We start from the raw sequence: 20379 nt of genomic DNA on the forward strand, positions 1-20379 counted from the left end.
GCGATGTCCGTATTCTTCATCAACCGGCCGATCTTCGCCTGGGTGATCGCCATCGTGATCATGCTGGGCGGGCTTCTGGCGCTCACCTCGCTGCCGATCTCGCAATATCCGCAGATCGCGCCGACCACGGTCAATATCAGCGCCACCTATCCGGGCGCCGACGCGCAGACCGTCGAGAACTCGGTGACCAAGGTCATCGAGCAAGGCATGACCGGCATCGACAATCTCGACTACATGACGGCGACGTCGACCTCGACCGGTTCGGCCTCGATCACGCTGACCTTCACCACATCAGCCGATCCCGACACCGCCCAGGTGCAGACGCAAAACAAGCTGCAACTGGTGCAGTCACAGCTGCCGCAGGTGGTGCAAAGCAATGGCATCACCGTCTCCAAATCCTCGACCGGCTTCCTGATGGTCATCGGCTTCGTCTCGACCGACGGCAAGATGAACTCTACCGATCTCGCCGACTATGTCGACGCCACCGTCAACGACACGCTGAAGCGCGTCGAGGGCGTCGGCTCGACGCAGCTGTTCGGCTCCGGCTATGCCATGCGCATCTGGCTCGACCCGGACCAACTCGCCAAATACGCCCTGATGCCGAGCGACGTGGCTACCGCCATCGAAGCGCAGAACACGCAGGTTTCGGCCGGCCAGCTCGGCGGCCTGCCGGCGCGCAAGGGCCAGCAGCTCAATGCCACGGTGACGGCCAAGAGCCGGCTGCAGACCGCCGAACAGTTCCGCAACATCATCCTGAAGAGCCAGACGGACGGCTCGCTGGTACGTCTCAACGACGTCGCCACCGTCGAACTCGGCGCCGAAAGCTATACGACGCAGGCCAATTACAACGGCAAGCCGGCGGCGGGCGTCGCCGTCAATTTGGCGACCGGCGCCAATGCCATCAACACCGCCGAAGCGGTGCGTTCGACGATCGCCCGGCTGAGCTCGACCTTCCCGCAAGGCGTCGAGGTCGTCTATCCCTACGACACTTCGCCTTTCGTGCGGCTGTCGATCGAGGAGGTGGTCAAGACGCTGGCCGAAGCGATCGTGCTGGTGTTTCTGGTGATGTTCATCTTCCTGCAGAATTTGCGCGCCACCATCATCCCGACGATTGCCGTGCCGGTGGTGCTGCTCGGCACGTTCGGCGTGCTGTCGCTGTTCGGCTATTCCGTCAACACGCTGACCATGTTCGCCATGGTGCTGGCGATCGGCCTGCTGGTCGACGACGCCATCGTCGTGGTCGAGAATGTCGAACGCGTGATGCAGGAAGAGGGCCTGCCGCCGAAAGAGGCGACGCGCAAGTCGATGCACGAAATCACCGGCGCGCTGATCGGCATCGCCACCGTGCTTTCGGCCGTGTTCGTGCCGATGGCTTTCTTCGGCGGTTCGACCGGCATCATCTACCGGCAATTCTCGGTGACCATCGTCTCGGCGATGGTGCTGTCCGTGCTGGTCGCACTGGTGCTGACGCCCGCACTTTGCGCCACGATCCTGCGGCCGCCCAAGGACCATGCGACGCAGACCGGTCCGTTCGGCTGGTTCAACCGCGTCTTCGATCGCGGCACGCTTGCCTATCGCGACGGCTCGCACGGCATCATCAACCGGTCCTGGCGCTTCCTCGTCGTGTTCCTGGCCATCGTCGTTGCCGTGGGCTGGATGTTTGCCCGGCTGCCGAGTTCGTTCCTGCCGGAAGAGGACCAGGGCATCCTGATCACCAGCGTGCAGCTGCCGGTCGGCGCGACGCAGGATCGCACGGAGCGCGTGCTGGCAGAGGTGACCAACCATTATCTCAACCAGGAGAAGGACGTCGTCGACGGGGTGTTCACCGCCTCCGGCTTCGGCTTCGGCGGCGCAGGGCAGAATGTCGGCATCGCTTTCGTGCGGCTGAAGGATTTCGACCTGCGCAAATCGCCGGCTTCCGCCGCGCAGGCAATCGCCGGCCGGGCGATGGGCGCGTTTTCGAAGATCAGGGATGCGCAGGTGTTCGCGCTCGCGCCTCCGGCCATCCAGGGCTTCGGCAACACCAACGGCTTCGACTTCTACCTGCAGGACGTCAACGGCGCTGGCCATGACGCGCTGATCCAGACGCGCAACCAGCTTCTGGCCCTGGCCGGGCAGAGCAAGCTGCTCGCCAACACAAGGCCCAACGGCCAGGAAGACCAGCCGCAATTCTCGGTCGACATCGACCAGGAAAAGGCCAGCGCGCTGGGCGTCAGCCTGGCCGACATCAACAACACGCTTTCCACCGCCTGGGGCAGCGACTACGTCAACGACTTCATCGATCGCGGGCGGGTGAAACCGGTCTATCTGCAGTCGGACCCGAACTTCCGCATGCAGCCGGAAGACCTGGACAAATGGCAGGTCCGCAACGCCAGCGGGGCGATGGTGCCGTTCTCGGCCTTTGCCTCCAGCCATTGGACATTCGGTTCGCCCAGGCTCGAACGCTACAATGGTTCGGCGGCGGTCGAGATCCAGGGCGCGGCGGCCACGGGCATCAGCTCGGGTGCCGCCATGGACGAGATCGACAAGCTTGTGGCGCAACTGCCCGCCGGCTATTCCCACGAATGGACAGGGCTGTCGCACCAGGAGAAGCTTTCCGGCAACCAGGCGCTGTCGCTCTATGCGATCTCGGCACTTGTGGTGTTCCTGTGCCTGGCAGCACTTTACGAGAGCTGGTCGATCCCGTTCGCGGTCATGCTGTCGGTGCCGATCGGCATCTTCGGCGCACTGCTGGCGGCAAGCCTGTTCGGCCAGTCCAACGACGTCTATTTCAAAGTCGGTCTGCTGACCACGATCGGTCTAGCCGCCAAGAACGCCATCCTCATCGTCGAGTTCGCCATCGAGCGGCAGACCGCCGGGATGGGGCTGGTCGAGGCGACGCTGGAGGCGGCGCGACAAAGGCTGCGGCCGATCCTGATGACGTCGCTGGCCTTCATCCTCGGCGTGCTGCCGTTGGCGATCGCCAGCGGTGCGGGCTCGGGCGCGCAGAACTCCGTCGGCATCGGCGTGATGGGCGGCATGATCGCGGCGACGATCATCGGCGTGTTCCTGGTGCCGCTATTGTTCGTCACGGTGCGACGCATCTTCAAGGGCAGGGCGGCCAAACCAGATACGGGCGAGACGCCGGTGACGGCCAACCAGCAATAAGGAAAACTTCACATGACAGGCTTGGAACGTGGCTCGGTGGCCGCGAGGCGGCTCCTTGTGCCTATGCTTACCGCTGTCCTGCTCGCGGGATGCGTCGTCGGTCCGGATTATCAGACGCCGATATTGGCGATGCCTGCAAGCTGGAGCGGCCAGAAGCCGACAAAGCCTGCCCAGCCGGCGCAACTGTCGAAATGGTGGCAGCGGCTGCGCGATCCCGAGTTGAACACGCTTGTCGAGGAAGCGGTTGCCGGCAATCTCGATGTCGCCACCGCCAAGGCCAGGATCCGCGAGGCGCGCGCCAGCTATCGCCAGAGTGCAGGCACGTTGCTGCCGTCGGCCGAGGGCTCCGGCTCGGTCTCCCGCAACAAGTCGTCAGAAGCCACGTCTGGCTCTGATGCCACCTACAGCGAGTATCAGGCCGGCTTTGACGCCAGCTGGGAACTCGACCTGTTCGGCGCCAACCGCAGGGGCGTCGAGGCCGCGCGTTACGGGCTGGACGCCTCGCAGGAGGAACTGCGCTCGACGCTTCTCACCCTGCTCGGCGATGTCGCTTCCTATTATACCCAGGCGCGCGGCTACCAGGCCCGCATCGCGCTCGCCCGGCGCTCGGCCGCGTCGCAAAGGCAGACCGCCGAACTTACCCGCACCATGGCGCAGGCGGGCACGGCGACCGCCGCCGATGTCGCCAAGGCGATGGGGCAGGCAGCGAGCACCGAAGCCGCGGTGCCGACGCTGGAGGCAGGCTATGCGCAAGCCGTGCATCGTCTCTCGGTGCTGACCGGCCGCCCGCCGGCCGCGCTCAGCGACCGGCTGAAGCGGGTCGCGCCAATCCCTGCACCACGCCTGCCGATGCCCACCGGAATTCCCGCCGACCTCCTGCTGTCGCGGCCCGATTTGCGCATGGCGGAGCGCCAATATGCGCAATACACCGCCAAGGTCGGCCAGGCCGAAGCCGCCCGTTATCCCTCGGTCAGCCTGACGGGAGACATCAGCACGGCGGCGCTGAAGCTCGGCGATCTCGGCAAGAATTCGTCGATTGGCTGGTCGTTCGGGCCGACGCTCAGCGTGCCGGTGTTCAATGCCGGTCAATTGCAGGCCGCCGTCGAGGTCGCCAAGGCGCAGCGCGATCAATATTTCATCGCATACCGGTCTTCGGTGCTGACGGCGCTCGAGGATGTCGAGAATGCGCTGGTGCTGTTGTCACAGGAGCGCATCCGGATCGGCAAGCTCGCCTCGTCGGCGAGGTCCTATGGCGAGGCGGCAAGTCTCGAAGGCACGCTCTACAAGGCCGGCGAGACCAGCCTTCTCGATGTGCTCGACGCCCAGCGCTCTCTCTACTCGGCCGAGGACTCGCTGCTGCAAAGCCGCGTCCTGCTGGCGACCAACTACATCGCCCTCAACAAGGCGCTCGGCGGCGGCTGGGACGGTGCGGTCGACAGTACCAAGCCTGAGGTCGTCGACGTCAAAACCGGTCCACGGCTGGCGTCGAAGCCGGCGGCCTGAGCGGTTTCCAAGGCCTCGGTCAAGTATTTCGAGGCGGCTACGCAGATTTCGAGATTGTGCGACACACCGCTCGTGGCGGCGCGTGAAATGCCGCCTCGTGCTTTGGCGATGGCGGCGTGATCGTATCGCTGTTATTGATGGTCATTACACAGCACAGGCGCCGCAGATGACATCCGATACACAGAAGGCCGAAGCGGTCGGGCAGCTGCTCGAAACGCCGGACCTTGCCAGCGCGCTGGAAAGCGAACAGTTCAAGAAGTTCCTCGACCAGGTGCCGATCGCCATTGCCGTCTCGGACCTCGGTGCGAAGGAGCGTGTCGTCTATGCCAATCCGGAATTCGAGAAACTGTCCGGCCTCAAGGCGGCGACGCTCGCTCGGCAACACTGGGCGGCGCTTTCCGGCACCGGCCTGCACAAGCAGAAGGGCCGGCCGCTGTTCGAGGCCGTGGTCGAGGACACCGATTTCATCGGCACGTTCCGGCTGGAGCGGAAGGAAGACCAACAGGCGATCGTCGACGTCTATTCCAATGTCATCGAGGACGACAATGGCAAGGCCTGCTTCCGGCTGGTGGCGCTGGTCGACGTCTCTGCCCATGGCGAAACCGAAGATGCGCGATCGATCGATGAGCGCATCCGCGAGAAGGACACGCTGCTGCGCGAACTGCAGCACCGGGTGAAGAACAATCTGCAGATGATCACCGCACTGATCCGGATGGAGACGCGAAACGCGGCCGAGCCGGACCAGAAGCGTTTCGAGAGGCTGGCAGGGCGCGTCGACGCGCTGGCGATCCTCTACCAGACGCTGTCGGGGGACGATGGCAAGGATGAGGTCGATCTCGGCGTCTATCTCAGCCAGATCGCGTCGGCGGTGATGAACTCGCATGCGGTCGAGGGCATCCGCCTCGACATGAAGGTCGACACCTATCCGGTGTCGATCAATGTCGCCATGCCGACCGGACTGGTGGTGAACGAACTTTTGACCAATGCGCTCAAACATGCCTTCCAGGGGCGAGACGGCGGCACGATCACGCTGCACAGCATCGTCGACGGTGATGGCTGCCGCATCGTGATCGCCGATGACGGCATCGGCCTGCCGGACGGCGAGACCTGGCCCAAGAGCGGCAAGCTCGGCGCGCTGATCGCCCGCTCGCTAACCGAGAATGCTAGGGCGGAATTCGATGTGAAGTCGAGCGCTGCCGAGGGTACGCGGGTCACCATCGTCTTCAAGCGCTCGGCTGCCACCGCCTAAAGCGTTGTCGTTGCGCTCTCACACCTACAGGATCATCTCCAGCTATTCCTTGTCCGCCGCGGCAATGAACGCTTCGCGGCCCGGGAGGCTCATAGCGTGCCTGCAGTCCTTGCCCTAGCAGCCAGTTGCCGCTGCCTCACGACAGGCCGGTCGGTTCGCCCTATCTCCATGCCGCCGGTCGGGTTTGGACCAGGCGGTATGGAGGATGGGATCACGTGACATCGACCCCGATTCCCAGTCGCGAAGCGGCGCCCTTACCGGTCGCGGCACTGATGGGCGCCATGGTGTCGATCCAGATCGGCGCCACCTTCGCCAAGGGCCTGTTCCCGCAGATCGGCGCGCAAGGCACGACGACGCTCAGGCTGGTCATCGGTGCGCTGATGCTGATCGCGGTGCTGCGGCCCTGGCAGATGCGGCCCTCGCGTGCCACCATGCCGTGGCTGGTCGCCTATGGGGTGACGCTCGCCGCGCTCAACCTCCTGTTCTACGCAGCGTTGGCCAGGATCCCACTCGGCATCGCGGTGGCGCTGGAGTTTACCGGCCCGCTTCTGGTGGCGACCTTGAGCTCGCGGCGCGCCAGCGACTTTGCCTGGATCGCGCTGGCGGTGGCCGGCATCCTGCTGTTGTCGCCCTTCGTTCATTCCCTCGCGCCGCTTGATCCGATCGGGGTGATGCTGGCGCTGGCGGCCGGCGGGTTTTGGGCGCTCTACATCGTGCTGGCCCAGAAGGCCGGCGCGGAGCTTGGCACTCGCACCACCGCCTACGGCATGGCCATCGCCGCCGTGCTGGTGCTGCCCTTCGGTGTGGCACAGGCGGGAACCGCGCTGCTGGCGCCGTCGATCCTGGTCAGCGCGCTGCTGGTCGGCCTGTTTTCCAGCGCGTTGCCATTCTTCCTGGAGATGGTGGCGCTGACCCGCATGCCGGCGCGCATCTACGGCACGCTGACCTGCCTGGAGCCGGGGCTGGGCGCACTGGCCGGCTTCCTGTTCCTGCATGAAAGCCTGACCGCAACGCAATTGGCCGGGATCGCAGCCGTTGTTGTCGCCGCCTTCGGCACGGCGCTGACATCACGGCCGCCGGTTCCATCGCCGGAGTAGGGTGGGGCGGAGTAGGGTGGGAGGGATATGCGGAATCGTGCCGTAAAGCCGGTCCCGTCGCCGACCGCCATTCGGGCGTTGCCTTTGTCCGGCCGGCGCGCTTCGTTGCTGTTCAGAACTTGATGCCGAGATCGACCTTGGCGCCCTGATCGACCGTGCCGCCACCGAACTGGCCGGAATAGGACACACCGAGCGTCGCGTTGGCCGACATGTTAAAGTCGAGACCGGCCTCGATGACGGCCGCATCCCTGGCGATCGGCACGCCGGCGATGCTGAATTGATCGCCGCCGGCGAAGGCGAAGCTGGAGGTCGGCGTGACGTCGCCGAACGCGTGGCGCCAGCCGAGCATGCCGCGCGCCGTGGCGTTCATGCCGCCGAGCGCGAAATCGGTCGAACCGCGCAGGCCCAGCGTGGTGAAGGTCGCATCATCGTTCGAGCCGGCGCTGGTCAGTGCCGCATCGCCACCGTCTTCGGTGAAGCCATCGGTATGGACGCTGACATAGGCGAGGTTGGCGAACGGTTCGAACTTGAATTGTCCGGCATCGGCCCTGTAGGCGAGTTCGCCGAACATTTGCGCGGTGCCGGCATCATAGTCGGCCGACAACCCATCCGTGAAGCCGTTGAAAGCAACCGAGCGTTTGGTCGAAAGGCTGCTCCAGCTGTAGGCAGCACCGGTACGGAAAGCGATGGCGCCCCAGTTGGTGCCACCATAGAGGCCGAGATGATAGCTGTCGCTCTTGCCCGAAGAGTTGCGATCGTCGGCGTCGAAGCTCGAATGGCTGTAGCCGCCGAGCAGGCCGACGCGCCAGCCGCCCACCAGCGTGTCGGCGCCGGCCAGCAGGCCGCCGGTCGAACGATCGAAGGCGGCGGCGTTGCCGTCGGAGTCGGTATTGCCCCACGACCCAAAGGCCTGGTCCCAGACGGCGAAACGGTCGGTGTCGGCCGCGACCATTTCGGGGCCACCTTCGCCATAAGCCATGACCGGCAATGCGGCCGCGCCAACATCGCCGAAAGCGGACATGATACGATTGGTGACTGCGTCGCGGACGAAGCGGCTGTCCTCGACCAGCATGCCCTTGGCCGAGGCGTGGATTTCGCCAGACAGCCGGTCGAAGGCTGCCTGGGCTTCGGCGTCGGTGGCGAGACCGGCAATGGCATTGAACACAGCCCCACCGGTCAGGCTGTCCAGCCCTTCACCGGTGGCGATTTGGTTGGGTGTCAGCCCGATATCGGTGAAGCCGTACACCAGCACATCGAGATAGGCATTGTTCAAGTCGTAGGCATCCGTCACCGACAGGAACGCGGTGCTGGTGATCCCCGTCACAGAGGCGAACTCGCCGGTGAGTCCCAGATCGGCGGTCAGCACGGTGTAGCGGCCGGCGGTGATGCCTTGCGCCGTCACCGCCAGGGTCGAGCCGGTGATGGTGGCAGTGCCGGTGGTGTGAAGGAGATCCGACTGAAGTGCGGCGTTGATGTCGACGGCGTAGGTCGAACCGGCCGCCAGAGCCACAGTGGCGGCAAGCTCCGTGCGGTCGCCGGCGCCGCCATCCTGCATGGTGAGACGTCCGGCATTGGACAGCAACTCGAGCCCGCTGAAGGTGGTGGTCTCCTGCGTTGCGCCATTGCTGGCGGTTCTGAGAGAGGCTGCGGCTGTATTCGTCACGGTGTCGATGCCGGCGCCGAACAGGCTGGTGCCGCCGGTTGTCCAGGTAGCGTGGTTGGTCAGGAGGTCGGCATAACCGCCAAGCTCCACCCGGCCGGTCAGTGCACCGCCATTGAGAATTGTCGTGGCACCATCAGAGGTAGTGATGGCCAGCGCCGCGGCCGTCAGGGCGGTGTTGTGCGTCGCGCCGGAAAGGGTGATGCCGATCGCATTGCCGCTGTTCGATTGCGCCGAAATCGCGGCGATATCGCCTTCGACCGTGCCGTTGGTGATGATGCCGATCGCGCCCGTGCCGTTGTTGAGGGTGCGGATACCGGTCGTACCCGAGACGTTGCCCACGGTCACGTTGACCGCACCCGAGCCTGCTGCCTTGGTCTGCTGGGCGATGATGGCCGTGTTGCCGGTGGACGTCACGTCGCCCGCCGTCACCGTGACGGCGGCGCCGGCCGACTGCGCATAGATGCCGTTGCCGCTGGTCGCGGTGACCGGACCGACCGTGGTCACCGTGGTCGAGCCCGATCCGAAGTTCTCGGCGTCGATGCCGAACCGGGCGTCGATGGAGCCGTTGGCGGTCACGTCGATGTTGCCGGTCCCCGAAGCGTTGAGGATCGCGGCCACCATGCCGGCATTGCCCCCGCCTGGAGGTTGCCGTTGGCGACCTCCGTGATATCGGCGGTCGTCGACTGGGTCTGGACGTCGATGGCATCCTTGCCCGCGGTCAGTGCGGTCACCGCGCCCGTGGTGACGCTGATGTCGCCGCCGGCCGCCGTGTCGCGCACGACGAAGCCTTCGCCGCCGGTCGAACTGCTCGCGCCGGAGATGTCGACCGTGACCGTGCCCGAGCCGTTGTTCTGGATGGTCGCAGCGTTGCCGGTCCCGCCGACGAACCCGCCGGTGCCGGTGACGCTGATGTCGCCCGCACCGCCGGTGCCGCCGGTCAGCGACAGGCCGATCGTGGCGCCGGTCACCGTGTCGGCGACGCTCACGCTCACCGCGCCGTTGCCGGTCGCCTTGATGCCCTCGGCAAGTGTGCCGGTCACCGTGCCATTGGCGGTGATGCCGATCGCGCCGGTGCCGTAGTTGGTTGCCTCGATGCCGGTCGTCCCCGAGACATCGCCCGCGGTCACATTGACCGCGCCCGAGCCTGCTGCCTTGGTCTGCCGGGCGATGATGGCCGTGTTGCCGGTGGACGTCACGTCGCCCGCCGTCACCGTGACGGCGGCGCCGGCCGACTGCGCATAGATGCCGTTGCCGCTGGTCGCGGTGACCGGACCGACCGTGGTCACCGTGGTCGAGCCCGATCCGAAGTTCTCGGCGTCGATGCCGAACCGGGCGTCGCCGCGGCCAAGTATGAGCTTATTGCGGTCAGCGCCGGTGGCCCTGCCGCCGAAGTAACGCTCCACAGCGACAGCCATGTCGGCTGGACCGTTGGCGCCGGCATCGAGCACGCCTTTACCGACAAGTGGGTCGCGCGGGCCGAATATCGCTACTCGGATTTCGGCAGCCAGGACCTCTCGGTGGCCGCCGGCCTGCCCACGGAAACCCATGTCGACCTCCAGACGCAGGATATCCGGGTCGGGCTCAGCTACAAGTTCTGATTGCTGGTGCTACAAATCTCCCTCGGGAGATGGCCGGCAGGCCAGGGGCGGCGGGGCTCGGCCTGCTGCCGCAGACGGGGTCGGCGCTCTACACGCGGCGACCCCCTCTGTTGCCTCTGGCGACATCTCCCTCGAGTGGGAGATCAGCCACCGCCCTCAGATTAGCTTCTCCAGTGTGATCGGCAAATCCCTTACTCTCTTTCCCGTCGCATGGAACACCGCGTTGGCAATCGCCGGTGCGACGCCGACGATGGCCAGTTCACCGACGCCCTTGCCGCCGAGCATCGAGGAGTGCAGGTCGGGGACGCCGACCGAGATCACCTCGATGTCGGGAATGTCGGCATTGGTCGGCACCAGGTAATCGGCGAGGTTGTTGTTGACGATGCGGCCATGGCGGCGGTCGACGATGCCCTCTTCGAGCAGCGCCTGACCGATGCCCATGATGATGCCGCCCTTCCATTGGCTTTCGGCGAGCTTCGGGTTGTAGAGCCGACCCGAATCCAGCGCCGACACCACGCGCGACACGCGCACCGTGCCGAAATCCTCGTCGACGCGCACCTCGATGAAGTGCGCGCACCATGAGTGGCGGGAGTAGTCGCCCTCGGTGTGCGGCAGCGCCATGGCGATGGTGGTGTAGTTCTTGTAGCGATCCTCTGGCGTCGAGTTGGCCGGCATGGTGTCGCCGGTGGCTTCGATATGGTCGCGGCCGACGCTTGTGAGCAGCTCGGCGATCGAGACATTGGGGCCGTCGCCGCGCGGCGAGGCGATGCGGCCATTGGCGACGACCAAAGTGTTCGCCTGCAGCGCATGGAAGGGCGAGCGCGGGTCGCTGATCGCCAGCCCGACCAGTTGGTCCAGCGCCGAGGTCGCCGCCTTATGGACCGCGCCGGTCATCACACCGGCCAGCCGCGAACCGCCGGTGACGCCGGCCCGGGGGAAACGGGAGTCGCCGAACTTCACCACCACGTCGTCGGCTCGCACGCCGACCGTTTCGGCGGCGGTCTGCGCCAGGATTGTGTACGTGCCCTGGCCCATGTCGATCGAGGAGCTCTCGACCTCGACCGAGCCGTCCGCCAGGATACGCACGATCGCCTCGCCATAGGCGCGCCGAACCGGATAGGTGCCGGCCGCGACTCCCCAGCCGATCAGCTGGTTGCCGTCGCGCATCGAGCGCGGTTCGGGCGAGCGCCTGGCCCAGCCGAAGCGCTCCGCGCCTGCGGCAAAAGCCTCGCGCAACTGTCTGGTCGACCAGGCTTTCTTGGCATGCGGATCCTGCTCGGCATAATTTCTCAGCCGGATCTCCAGGGGGTCGATGCCGACCTCGTAAGAGAGCTCGTCGATGGCGCTTTCGATGCCGAAGGCAGAGGGGTTTTCGCCCGGCGCGCGCATGGCGCCCGGCACCACCGAATTGACCCGCACGACATTCTGCTTCGAGGAGAAATTTGGCGTCGCATACATGATCGAGGTGACCGATCCCAGCGGCTCGACCCACATGCCGTCGATGGATGTTTCATTGACGCCGCGATGCACGATCGACTGGATTTTTCCTTGCGCGTCGGCGCCGATCGTCACCGTCTGCCGCGTTGCGGCACGGCCGCCATAGCCGGTGAAAGTCTGCGGCCGCGTCATCACCAGCCGCACCGGCCGGCCGAGCATCTTGGCCGCACATGCGGCCACCGCGCCATGGCTGAGCGCCAGCGCCTTGGAGCCGAAGCCGCCGCCAATATAGGGCGAGACCAGCCGCACATTCTCGAACGGCACGCCGAACCATTCGGCATAGGTGCGCGCCATCCCGTCCAGCCACTGGCTCGGCTCCCATACGGTGAGCTTATCGCCTTCCCAGCGCGCGATCAGCCCATGCGGCTCTATCGGCGCCTGGTATTCGCGCGGCGTGTTGTAGGCGGCGCAGATGCGGACCGGTGCCGACGCGAACGCACCTTGCGCATCGCCCCATTCCTTGGTCATGGCGTCGATCGGGATGCCGTCGCCGGCCTTGGCATCGCTGAGGTCGACGATGGCAGGCGTCTCGTCATAGCTGACCTTGACCAGTGCTGCCGCCGCCACCGCCTGTTCGAAGGTCTCGGCGACGACGGCGGCGACATGCTGGCCCGAAAAAGTGATGTCGCGCGCGAGCGGGCAATAGGGCTTGTCGGGCGGCGGTGTGCCGAACCAGTCCGCCGCGGTCCTCAGGCTGGTGATGGTGTCCGGCGTCAGCACCCTCAGCACGCCGGGCGCCGCCTCGGCGGCAGTTGTGTCGATCGAGCGCACCTTGCCAGATGCAATCGTGCTTTCGACCAGCACGGCGTAGGCGAGCCCTTGGAGTTGCTGCTCGACGGCGTATTTCGCCGCACCGGTGATCTTGGCCGGGCCGTCGACGCGCGACAGCCGGCCGCCGACGGCTTCGGCAAAAGCGCCGTCGGACGCATCCCCATGCCTGATGTTGTGAACGGTCATGCCGTCTCTCCCAATTTGAGGATGGCGCGGGCGACGACGCGCGGCGCCAGTTCGACCTTGTAGCGGTTGGCGCCATGATCGACGGCGCCTTGGATAGCGAGCAGGCTGGCGGCGCGCACAGTGTTCGGCTCCAGCGCCTTGCCCTTCAGCGCGTCTTCCACGGTCCGCGCCCGCCATGGTTTCGTCGCGACACCGCCGAGTGCGACGCACAAATCGCGGATCGTTCGGCCGTCAGGTTCGAACTCGATACCGACCGCCGCGCTCGCGGCGGCAAACTCATAGGATTGCCGGTCGCGGATTTTCAGGTAGGTCGACCGCCGGGCAGCGGCCGAGCCGGGGATTTCAATGGCGGTGATCATCTCGCCCGGTTCAATCGCATGTTCCCTATCCGGCGTGGTGCCGGGCAGCAGGAAAAAGTCGTCGACCGGGATCTGGCGCTCGCCCAGATGCACGATCGCATCGAAGGCGACCAGCGCCACGGCCAGGTCACCCGGATACATGGCGATGCAGGCCTCGCTGGTGCCGAGTACGGCATGGCCACGGGTAACGCCGCCGATCGCCGAACAGCCAGAGCCGGGCTCACGCTTGTTGCAGGCAGGGAAATTCGCGGGATCGCGGAAATAGGGGCAGCGCGTGCGCTGCATCAGATTGCCGCCGATGGTCGCCATGTTGCGGATCTGCGCGGAAGCCGCCTGCCACAGGGCTTTGGAGACGGCGGGGAAGCGGCTCTTGATGTCGGCATGGTCGGCGACATGGCTCATTCTGGCCAGCGCGCCGATGGTAGCGCCGCGTTCGTTCACCTCGATGCTGTCCAACCCCTTGAGATGAGCGATGTCGACCAGCGTCTCGGGCTCGGCGACGCCGCATTTGGCGAGATCGATCAGCGTGGTGCCGCCGGCCAAGAGCATGGCGCCGGGCAGGGCGGCCGCCTGGCGTGCGGCATCGAGTGAATTGGCGCGCAGATAGGAGAAATCCCTCATGATGCGGCCTCCAGGGCGGCCTGGCGGATGGCGGCGACGATGTGCGGATAGGCGCCGCAGCGGCAGAGATTGCCGGCCATGTATTCGCGGATCTCGTCGGTGGAGCCGGCATGGCCTTCGCGGATGCAAGCGACCGCCGACATGATCTGGCCCGGTGTGCAATAGCCGCACTGGAAGGCATCGTGCTCAAGGAAGGCAGCCTGCACGGGATGCATTTCGCCCTCCCGTGCAAGCCCCTCTATAGTGGTGACGGTGCGGCCTTCGGCTTGGGCGGCCAGCGTCAGGCAGGCCAGCACGCGCTCGCCATCGATATGCACGGTGCAGGCGCCACACTGGCCGTGGTCGCAGCCCTTCTTGGTGCCGGTCAGGCCGAGCCGGTCGCGCAAGGCGTCGAGCAGCGTCACACGCGGCTCGAGTTGCAGATCGTGATGACGGCGGTTGATATCGAGATGAACTGGGATCGTTGTTTTGGTCATGGGCGTCTGGCTCCAGTGCTTGACGCGAAGTCGGTTGATCTCATGTGGGCCAGCGAGGACCTGGCGCCGGTTGTCCGGCCCTTCGCTGCCGCTCCCGTCCGCTAGGCGGACCACTCCTCACCCAGCAGATCCTCGATGCGGATCGGAAAGCGCCGCGGCCGCACGCCGGTCGCATGCCAGACCGCATTGGCGACGGCGCCGGCCGTGCCGGTGATGCCGATTTCGCCAACGCCCTTGATGCCGAGCGCGTTGACATGAGGGTCGTCCTCGTGGACCAGCAGCGCCTCGACCGACGGAACGTCGGCATTCACCGGGACATGATATTCGGCGAGGTTGGCATTCTGGATCCGGCCAGAGCGCCGGTCGGTGATGGCTTCCTCATGCAGCGCGAACGAGACGCCCCAGATCATGCCGCCATAATACTGGCTGCGCACCAGCCTGGGATTGATAACCCGCCCGGCGGCGAACGCGCCGACCAGCCTTGTGACGCGGATCTGGCCGAAATCCGGATCGACCTTCACCTCGGCAAACACGGCGCCGTGCGCGTGCTTGGCATAGGTCTCCTGGGATGCCGGGTCGGGAGCGCCTTTGCCATGGCCCTCGATCTCGGTGAGGCCCGCGCGCTTGAGGATCTCGGCATAGCTTTCACCGCGGCTTTCATCGTCGCGCCGATAGAGGTGGCCGCCGCGCGCCAGCACGCCTTCATTGCCGGCGCCGAACAGCGGCGAGGCCTCGTTGCCGGTGGCGAGATCGGCAAGCCTGGCGATGACGGCGGCACCCGCATTGTGGATCGCCATGCCGGCCGTCGCCGTGTGGCCGGAGCCGCCGGCAATGCCTGCATTGGGCAGGTCGGAACTGCCGGCCCTGAAATCGACCTGGTCGATATCCAGTCCCAGTCCGTCGGCCGCGATCTGGGCGAAGGCGGTCCAGGCGCCTTGCCCCATGTCCTGCGCGCCGGTCTCCATCAGGCCGCTGCCATCGGCCCTCAGCACCGCACGCGCTTCGGCCTGGAACATGAGCGCTGGAAAGGTCGCCGTGCCCATGCCCCAGCCGGTGAGGAAACCGTCGGCGTCGCGCATCAGCCGAGGCTGAAGCGGGCGGCTCGCCCAGCCGAACGTCTCGGCCGCTTGCCTGTAGCACTCGCGCAGCGCCTTGGAGGAAAACGGCTTGCCGGTCATCGGCTCGACCTCGGCATAGTTCCGCAGCCGGAACTCCAGCGGGTCCATGCCGCAAGCGTGTGCCGCCTCATCGATGGCGCTTTCGAGTGCGATCGAGCCGGTGGCTTCGCCGGGCGCCCGCATGAACAGCGGCGTACCGGTGTCCAACCGCACCGCATCGTGCGAGGTGGCGATGGCCGGGCTGGCATAGAGCGTGTGCGAGGCATCCGCCGCCGGTTCGAAGAAATCGTCGAACGTGCTCGACGCAGTCTTGGCGTGATGGTCGAGTGCCGTCAGCCGCCCTTCGCCATCCATGCCCATGCGCAGCGTCTGGCGCGTCGGCGCACGGTGGCCGACCGGGCCGTACATCTGCTCACGCCGCAGCACCAGCTTGACCGGACGGCCGACGAGGCGCGCCGCCAGAATGCCGAGCACCTGCGGCCCGGAGATCATGCCTTTCGAGCCAAAGCCGCCACCCAGGAACGGGCTCCGGATGTGGACGTTTTCCGGCGCGATGCCGAACAGGCCGGCGATGCGGCCCTGCGCCATGGCAAGGCCCTGACTCGGCGTGTCGATCGACAGTGTGTCGCCATCCCAGGCGACGACGATCGCATGCGGCTCCATGGCGTTGTGGTACTGGGCCGGCGTCTCGTAGGTGGCCTCTATCCGCGTCTTTGCGGATTTGAGGCCGGCCTCGACATCGCCCTTGTGCTGCACCGCCGGACCGCCGACACCGACACCGCGCGGCACGAAGCTTTCAGCGCCGTCGAGGCCAACGCGCGCCGGCAGCACTTCATAGCGCGGCGACAGCAGCGCCGCCCCCTCGGTCGCCGCCTCCAGCGTCTCGGCGATCACCACGGCGATGCTCTGGTTGGGGTAGCGGACCTGATCGTTTTGCAGCAGGTCGAGCCGGAACATGAAGGGATGGTCCTTGGCATCCGGATCGGCGGCGAGCGCCGGCCGGTTCTTGGGCGTCATCACCTCGACCACGCCCTGGTGCGCCTTGGCCGCCTCGATATCCAGCGCGGCAACGCGGCCGCGCGCGATGCTAGAGACAGCGAGCACGGCGTAAAGCATGCCGGGCGGATGGTTGTCGGCGGCATAGCGCGCGGCTCCGGTGACTTTCAGAAAGCCGTCGCGACGGGTCAGCGGCTGGCCGATGCTGGAGCCCTGCCGGGCATGGGCGGGTTGCTGGTTGAGGCTGAGTTCAAGCGTCATGGCGCGCTCCGGGAATGTTTGAGAACGGGGAGGCAGGAAGGGCTGGCAGCCGCTCGGGCGTTCCCGCCTGGGCAGACATCAGCGCCCTGACCACGATGCGTCGGGCAAGCTCGATCTTGAACGCATTGTCGCCGGATGGGCTGGCATCGGCCAGGGCGGCCTCCGCGGCGCTGGCGAAGGTCACCTCGTTGGCGTCCGCGCCAAGCAGGACGGCTTCCGCCGTTCGTGCCCGCCACGGCTTGGCCGCGACGCCGCCCAGCGCCAGCCTTGCGGCGCGGATCTTGCCGCCATCCACGACGAGCGCTGCCGCGGCCGATACGACGGCAAAAGCATAAGAGGTGCGTTCGCGAACTTTCAGGTAACGGGCATTGGCGGAGAAGGAGGCCGCCTCCGCCGGTAGGCGCACCGCCACGATCAGGTCGCCGGGCTCCAGCGCATTCTCCCGCTGCGGCGTTTCGCCGGGAAGCCGGTGGAATTCCTCCAGCGTCACATGGCGCCGGCCCTTCTTGCCTTCGATCTCGACCACGGCGTCGAGCGCCACCAGCGGCACGCAGAAGTCCGACGGGTGGGTGGCGATGCAGGCATCGCTCCAGCCCAGCACGGCGTGCAGGCGGTTCTCGCCGCCCAGCGCATCGCAGCCGGCGCCTGGCTCGCGCCTGTTGCAAGCGCTGGCGGTGTCGTAGAAATAGCTGCAGCGCGTGCGCTGCAGCAGATTGCCGCCGACGGTCGCGGCGTTGCGAAGCTGAGCCGAAGCGCCCGACAGCAGCGCCTCGGCCACCGCCGGATAGGATTTGGCGAACGCCGGATCGTAGGCAAGGTCGGCATTACGGACCAGCGCACCGATGCGCAGGCCACCATCGTCCAGCCGTTCGATGCGGTTGAGCTCCGGCAACCGGGAAATGTCGACGATACGCTCGGGACTGGTGATGCCGCCTTTCATCAGGTCGAGCAGATTGGTGCCGCCGGCGAGATAGGCCGAACCCGGCTCGGCTGCCGCGGCGATGGCGTCGGGGATGGTGGCGGGCCTGATGTAATCGAAATCTCTCATGCCGCGGTCCTCCGGTCGGCTTTGGCAAGCTGTTGCTGGGCTTCCAGGACGGCCTCGACGATGCCGCCATAGGCCGCGCAGCGGCATATGTTGCCGCTCAGCCCCTCACGGATGCGTTCGGGATCGTCGCCGGCCTGTGCCTCGGCGATCAGGCCGAGCGTGCTCATGATCTGGCCGGGTGTGCAGAACCCGCACTGGAAGCCGTCATGGGCGATGAAGGCGGCCTGCACCGGATGCAGCTCCTCGCCGTGGGCGACGCCTTCGATGGTCAAGACTTGGGCGCCGTCATGGCTGACCGCCAGCGCCAGGCACGAGTTGATGCGCTTGCCGTCGACCAGCACCGTGCAGGCGCCGCACTGGCCGCGATCGCAGCCCTTCTTGGTGCCCGTGAGATCGAGCCGCTCGCGAAGCAGGTCGAGCAGGGTTACGCGTGGATCGACCTCCAGTTCGTGTTTGTGTCCGTTGATCGTGAGGGTGATGGGAAGGCTGGTCATGGGCGTCTGGCTCCAGTTGCTTGACGCGGATGGGATTGAACTGGTGCCTTGCCGCAGAAGGGCAAGGTAACCGTTCGGTCAGGTCTTGACGGCGAAAGCGGAGATGGCAGCGGGTCTCCCGCGAGGCAGGCGGGCAGGGGAGATGTCGGCTTGCGTGTTCGAAAGACGTGACATACCGGTTCCCCTGATTATATGATAAAGGTGCTCCACTAAAACGGAGGCGCCTCCGTTTATTACGTGGTGGCTGACCCGGCCGGGTTCAAGCCCCCCTGACACGATGTGGAGAAAAAATTGGCCAGCGAGCCGTCCGCCATTGCTGAACAGAAGGCCGAGGCCGTAGACGCAAAGCCGCTGCGCGCCGATGCGCGGCGCAACCGCGACCGGCTGGTCGAGGTGGCGGTGTCAGTCTTTGCCGAGCGCGGCATCGATGGCTCGCTGGAGGAGATCGCGCGCCGCGCCGGCGTCGGCATCGGCACGCTCTACCGGCATTTCCCGACGCGCGAGCATCTGGTCGAGGTGGTCTATCGCCGCGAGGTGGAGGCGCTGTGCGCGGCCGCCGGCGAGCTTGCCCAAAAACATCCGTCCGATGTCGCGCTGGAACAGTGGATGCAGCGCTTCGTCGACTACATCGCCACCAAGCGCGGCCTGGCGACCAGCCTGCGCATTGTGCTCACCACCAATTCGACGCTGTTTTCCGACACGTTCGGCCGGGTGTCGCAAGCCTTGCGACAGCTGGTCGAGGCGGCGGTGGCCGACGGCACCATCCGCGGCGACGTCGACGCTTCCGACGTGCTGCACGCGCTGGGCGGCATCTATTCAGCGCCCGACACCCCCGAATGGCGTGACCGCTCGCGCCGGCTGGTCAAGCTGTTGATGGACGGGTTGCGGTTCGGGGCTGCAAAGGCACAATGAGGACACCAGATTCCGGCCGTGCAAAACCAGACCTGTCGATTTGAGGGGACCGATGTACTCGGGTCGATCGCAATCTGGCTGACGATCTCGTTTAGCACGCTGCTGGGCTGGGCTTACATGTCCCTCGACCAGGTCGGCGAAAGCAGCGCCAACCCGTTCGAGGGCAACGCCAACGACGTCCCGATCTCGCAGATCTGCCGCGACATCGAGATCGAGTTGCGCAGCGGGCTCGGCGAGGCCGATCTTCCCAAGCCCCTGCTGCCGGTCAACGACGACATCGCGACCTAGGCAGGATCACGACGAAGGCGCGGACCCGACGGTCCCCTTCATCGTGCTGCTGGCTGAAGCCGCTCAAACGTCGAGGCAGACCTTGCCGAAATGCTTTTGGGTTTCGTAGTGCGCGAAGGCGGTGGCGATGTCCTGCAGCGGAAAGTGGCGGTCTATGACGGGTTTCAGCCTGTTGGACTCTATCGCGCGGATCATATCCTCCTGGTCGACCCGGCTGCCGATGGAAATGCCGCTGATGCGGATCTGGTTGGAAAACAGGGCGGGGATAGACACTTCCGCCGCAAAGCCGGTCAGGACGCCAACCAGCGCGATATGCCCGCCCGTTCTGGAGGCCGCAATGGACTGCGCCAGCGTGGCGGGTCCGCCGACCTCGATCACGTGATCGACGCCGCGTCCGTCGGTCAAATCCCTGGCCTTGCGGCCCCAGTCGGGGACGGATTTGTAGTTGATGACGGCGTCGGCTCCGAGGCGCTTGAGCCGCTCCAGCTTCTGCTCGTCGGATGAGGTGGCGATGACCCGGGCGCCGGCGGCTTTGGCGAATTGCAGCGCGAACAGCGATACACTGCCCGAACCGAGGACCAGCACCGCGTCGCCCGGCTTCACCTTGCCGCACACAACCAGGCTGCGCCAGGCAGTAACGCCCGTGCAGGTGAGCGAGGCTGCCTCGACATGCGTATAGCCTGCCGGTGCCCTGGTGAAAGCGTGCGCCGGCATGCAGACATACTCGCTGGCGAAGCCGTCGAAACTGTCTCCCGGAATGTCGCGCCTTGTGCAGGGCGTCATGTCACCGCCCAGCCACCAGGGATAGAAGACGCTGACGACGCTGTCTCCGGGCTTGAGTGCATCGACACCGTCGCCGAGGGCAATCACCTCGCCGGCGCCGTCGGAGAGCGGAACACGGCCGTCAACGAACGGTGTCTTGCCCTGCACCGCGAAGTCGTCGCGCATGTTCAACGCGCAGGCCCGGATCCTGACCAGCACCTCGCCCGGCCCTGGCTGGGGCGGATCTTCCTCGACCAGGTCGAGATTGCCCAAGCCGCCCGGCGCTCTCAGCCTGACCAGTCTCATTGTCTTCTCCGATGTGTGGGGTGTTTG

Annotated in this window: 15 protein-coding genes; 7 read left to right on the forward strand and 8 right to left on the reverse strand. The window is 66.1% G+C overall.

Annotated elements, in window-relative coordinates; translation table 11 throughout:
• The first annotated feature begins 3 nt into the window (after positions 1-3).
• From NKJ37_RS13605 to NKJ37_RS13620, 4 genes are all read left to right on the forward strand, one after another.
• Positions 4-3147 carry an efflux RND transporter permease subunit gene (locus tag NKJ37_RS13605; protein ID WP_352774053.1) on the forward strand — a complete coding sequence of 1048 codons (3144 nt, stop codon included), beginning with the start codon at positions 4-6 and terminating at the stop codon, positions 3145-3147.
• A 12-nt stretch (positions 3148-3159) separates the two neighbouring features.
• Entirely contained in the window at positions 3160-4650 is a 1491-nt protein-coding gene (locus tag NKJ37_RS13610; protein ID WP_352774055.1) for an efflux transporter outer membrane subunit, read from the forward strand.
• 166 nt (positions 4651-4816) lie between these two features.
• Complete coding sequence (locus NKJ37_RS13615; RefSeq protein WP_023814325.1) at positions 4817-5899, forward strand: sensor histidine kinase; 1083 nt, start codon at positions 4817-4819, stop codon at positions 5897-5899.
• Positions 5900-6114: 215 nt separating this feature from the next.
• Entirely contained in the window at positions 6115-6996 is an 882-nt protein-coding gene (locus NKJ37_RS13620) for an EamA family transporter (protein WP_352774057.1), read from the forward strand.
• A 112-nt stretch (positions 6997-7108) separates the two neighbouring features.
• Here the strand turns inward: NKJ37_RS13620 and NKJ37_RS13625 are convergent, their stop codons facing one another.
• A complete protein-coding gene (locus NKJ37_RS13625) occupies positions 7109-9280 on the reverse strand; it encodes an autotransporter outer membrane beta-barrel domain-containing protein (protein ID WP_352774059.1) in 2172 nt (723 codons plus the stop codon).
• 818 nt (positions 9281-10098) lie between these two features.
• On the opposite strand from NKJ37_RS13625, the gene NKJ37_RS13630 reads away from it, so the two are divergent.
• Positions 10099-10257: an outer membrane protein gene (locus NKJ37_RS13630; protein WP_352774141.1), complete on the forward strand. Its 159-nt coding sequence runs from the start codon at positions 10099-10101 to the stop codon at positions 10255-10257.
• Between the two features lie 156 nt (positions 10258-10413).
• Here the strand turns inward: NKJ37_RS13630 and NKJ37_RS13635 are convergent, their stop codons facing one another.
• The 6 genes from NKJ37_RS13635 to NKJ37_RS13660 all read right to left on the reverse strand — a co-directional run bounded on the left by NKJ37_RS13635 (position 10414) and on the right by NKJ37_RS13660 (position 18084).
• Positions 10414-12711, reverse strand: coding sequence for a xanthine dehydrogenase family protein molybdopterin-binding subunit (locus NKJ37_RS13635; protein WP_352774061.1), 2298 nt, complete (start codon positions 12709-12711; stop codon positions 10414-10416).
• Positions 12708-13691, reverse strand: coding sequence for an FAD binding domain-containing protein (locus NKJ37_RS13640; RefSeq protein ID WP_352554562.1), 984 nt, complete (start codon positions 13689-13691; stop codon positions 12708-12710). The genes NKJ37_RS13635 and NKJ37_RS13640 overlap by 4 nt, the downstream gene beginning before the upstream one ends.
• Positions 13688-14167, reverse strand: coding sequence for a (2Fe-2S)-binding protein (locus NKJ37_RS13645; protein WP_352554561.1), 480 nt, complete (start codon positions 14165-14167; stop codon positions 13688-13690). The genes NKJ37_RS13640 and NKJ37_RS13645 overlap by 4 nt, the downstream gene beginning before the upstream one ends.
• A 101-nt stretch (positions 14168-14268) precedes the next feature.
• Complete coding sequence (locus tag NKJ37_RS13650) at positions 14269-16542, reverse strand: xanthine dehydrogenase family protein molybdopterin-binding subunit (protein WP_352774063.1); 2274 nt, start codon at positions 16540-16542, stop codon at positions 14269-14271.
• Positions 16532-17590, reverse strand: a complete 1059-nt coding sequence (locus NKJ37_RS13655; RefSeq protein WP_352441799.1) for an FAD binding domain-containing protein — start codon at positions 17588-17590, stop codon at positions 16532-16534. Before NKJ37_RS13655 ends, NKJ37_RS13650 begins: the two co-directional genes overlap by 11 nt.
• Complete coding sequence (locus NKJ37_RS13660) at positions 17587-18084, reverse strand: (2Fe-2S)-binding protein (protein WP_352441798.1); 498 nt, start codon at positions 18082-18084, stop codon at positions 17587-17589. The genes NKJ37_RS13655 and NKJ37_RS13660 overlap by 4 nt, the downstream gene beginning before the upstream one ends.
• Positions 18085-18375: 291 nt before the next feature.
• On the opposite strand from NKJ37_RS13660, the gene NKJ37_RS13665 reads away from it, so the two are divergent.
• Together NKJ37_RS13665 and NKJ37_RS13670 are read left to right on the forward strand one after the other, a co-directional pair.
• Positions 18376-18996 (forward strand): TetR/AcrR family transcriptional regulator, encoded by a 621-nt coding sequence (locus NKJ37_RS13665; protein WP_127327753.1) that lies wholly within the window; start codon positions 18376-18378, stop codon positions 18994-18996.
• Between the two features lie 18 nt (positions 18997-19014).
• Positions 19015-19284: a bestrophin family protein gene (locus tag NKJ37_RS13670; protein WP_352441797.1), complete on the forward strand. Its 270-nt coding sequence runs from the start codon at positions 19015-19017 to the stop codon at positions 19282-19284.
• 63 nt (positions 19285-19347) lie between these two features.
• On the opposite strand, the gene NKJ37_RS13675 is transcribed toward NKJ37_RS13670, so the two are convergent.
• On the reverse strand, positions 19348-20352 hold the full coding sequence (locus NKJ37_RS13675; RefSeq protein ID WP_352441796.1) for a zinc-dependent alcohol dehydrogenase family protein: 1005 nt from the start codon (positions 20350-20352) through the stop codon (positions 19348-19350).
• Positions 20353-20379 lie beyond the last annotated feature (27 nt).

It is taken from the genome of Mesorhizobium sp. M0140 (assembly GCF_040322475.1).
In the GTDB taxonomy this organism is placed as follows: domain Bacteria; phylum Pseudomonadota; class Alphaproteobacteria; order Rhizobiales; family Rhizobiaceae; genus Mesorhizobium.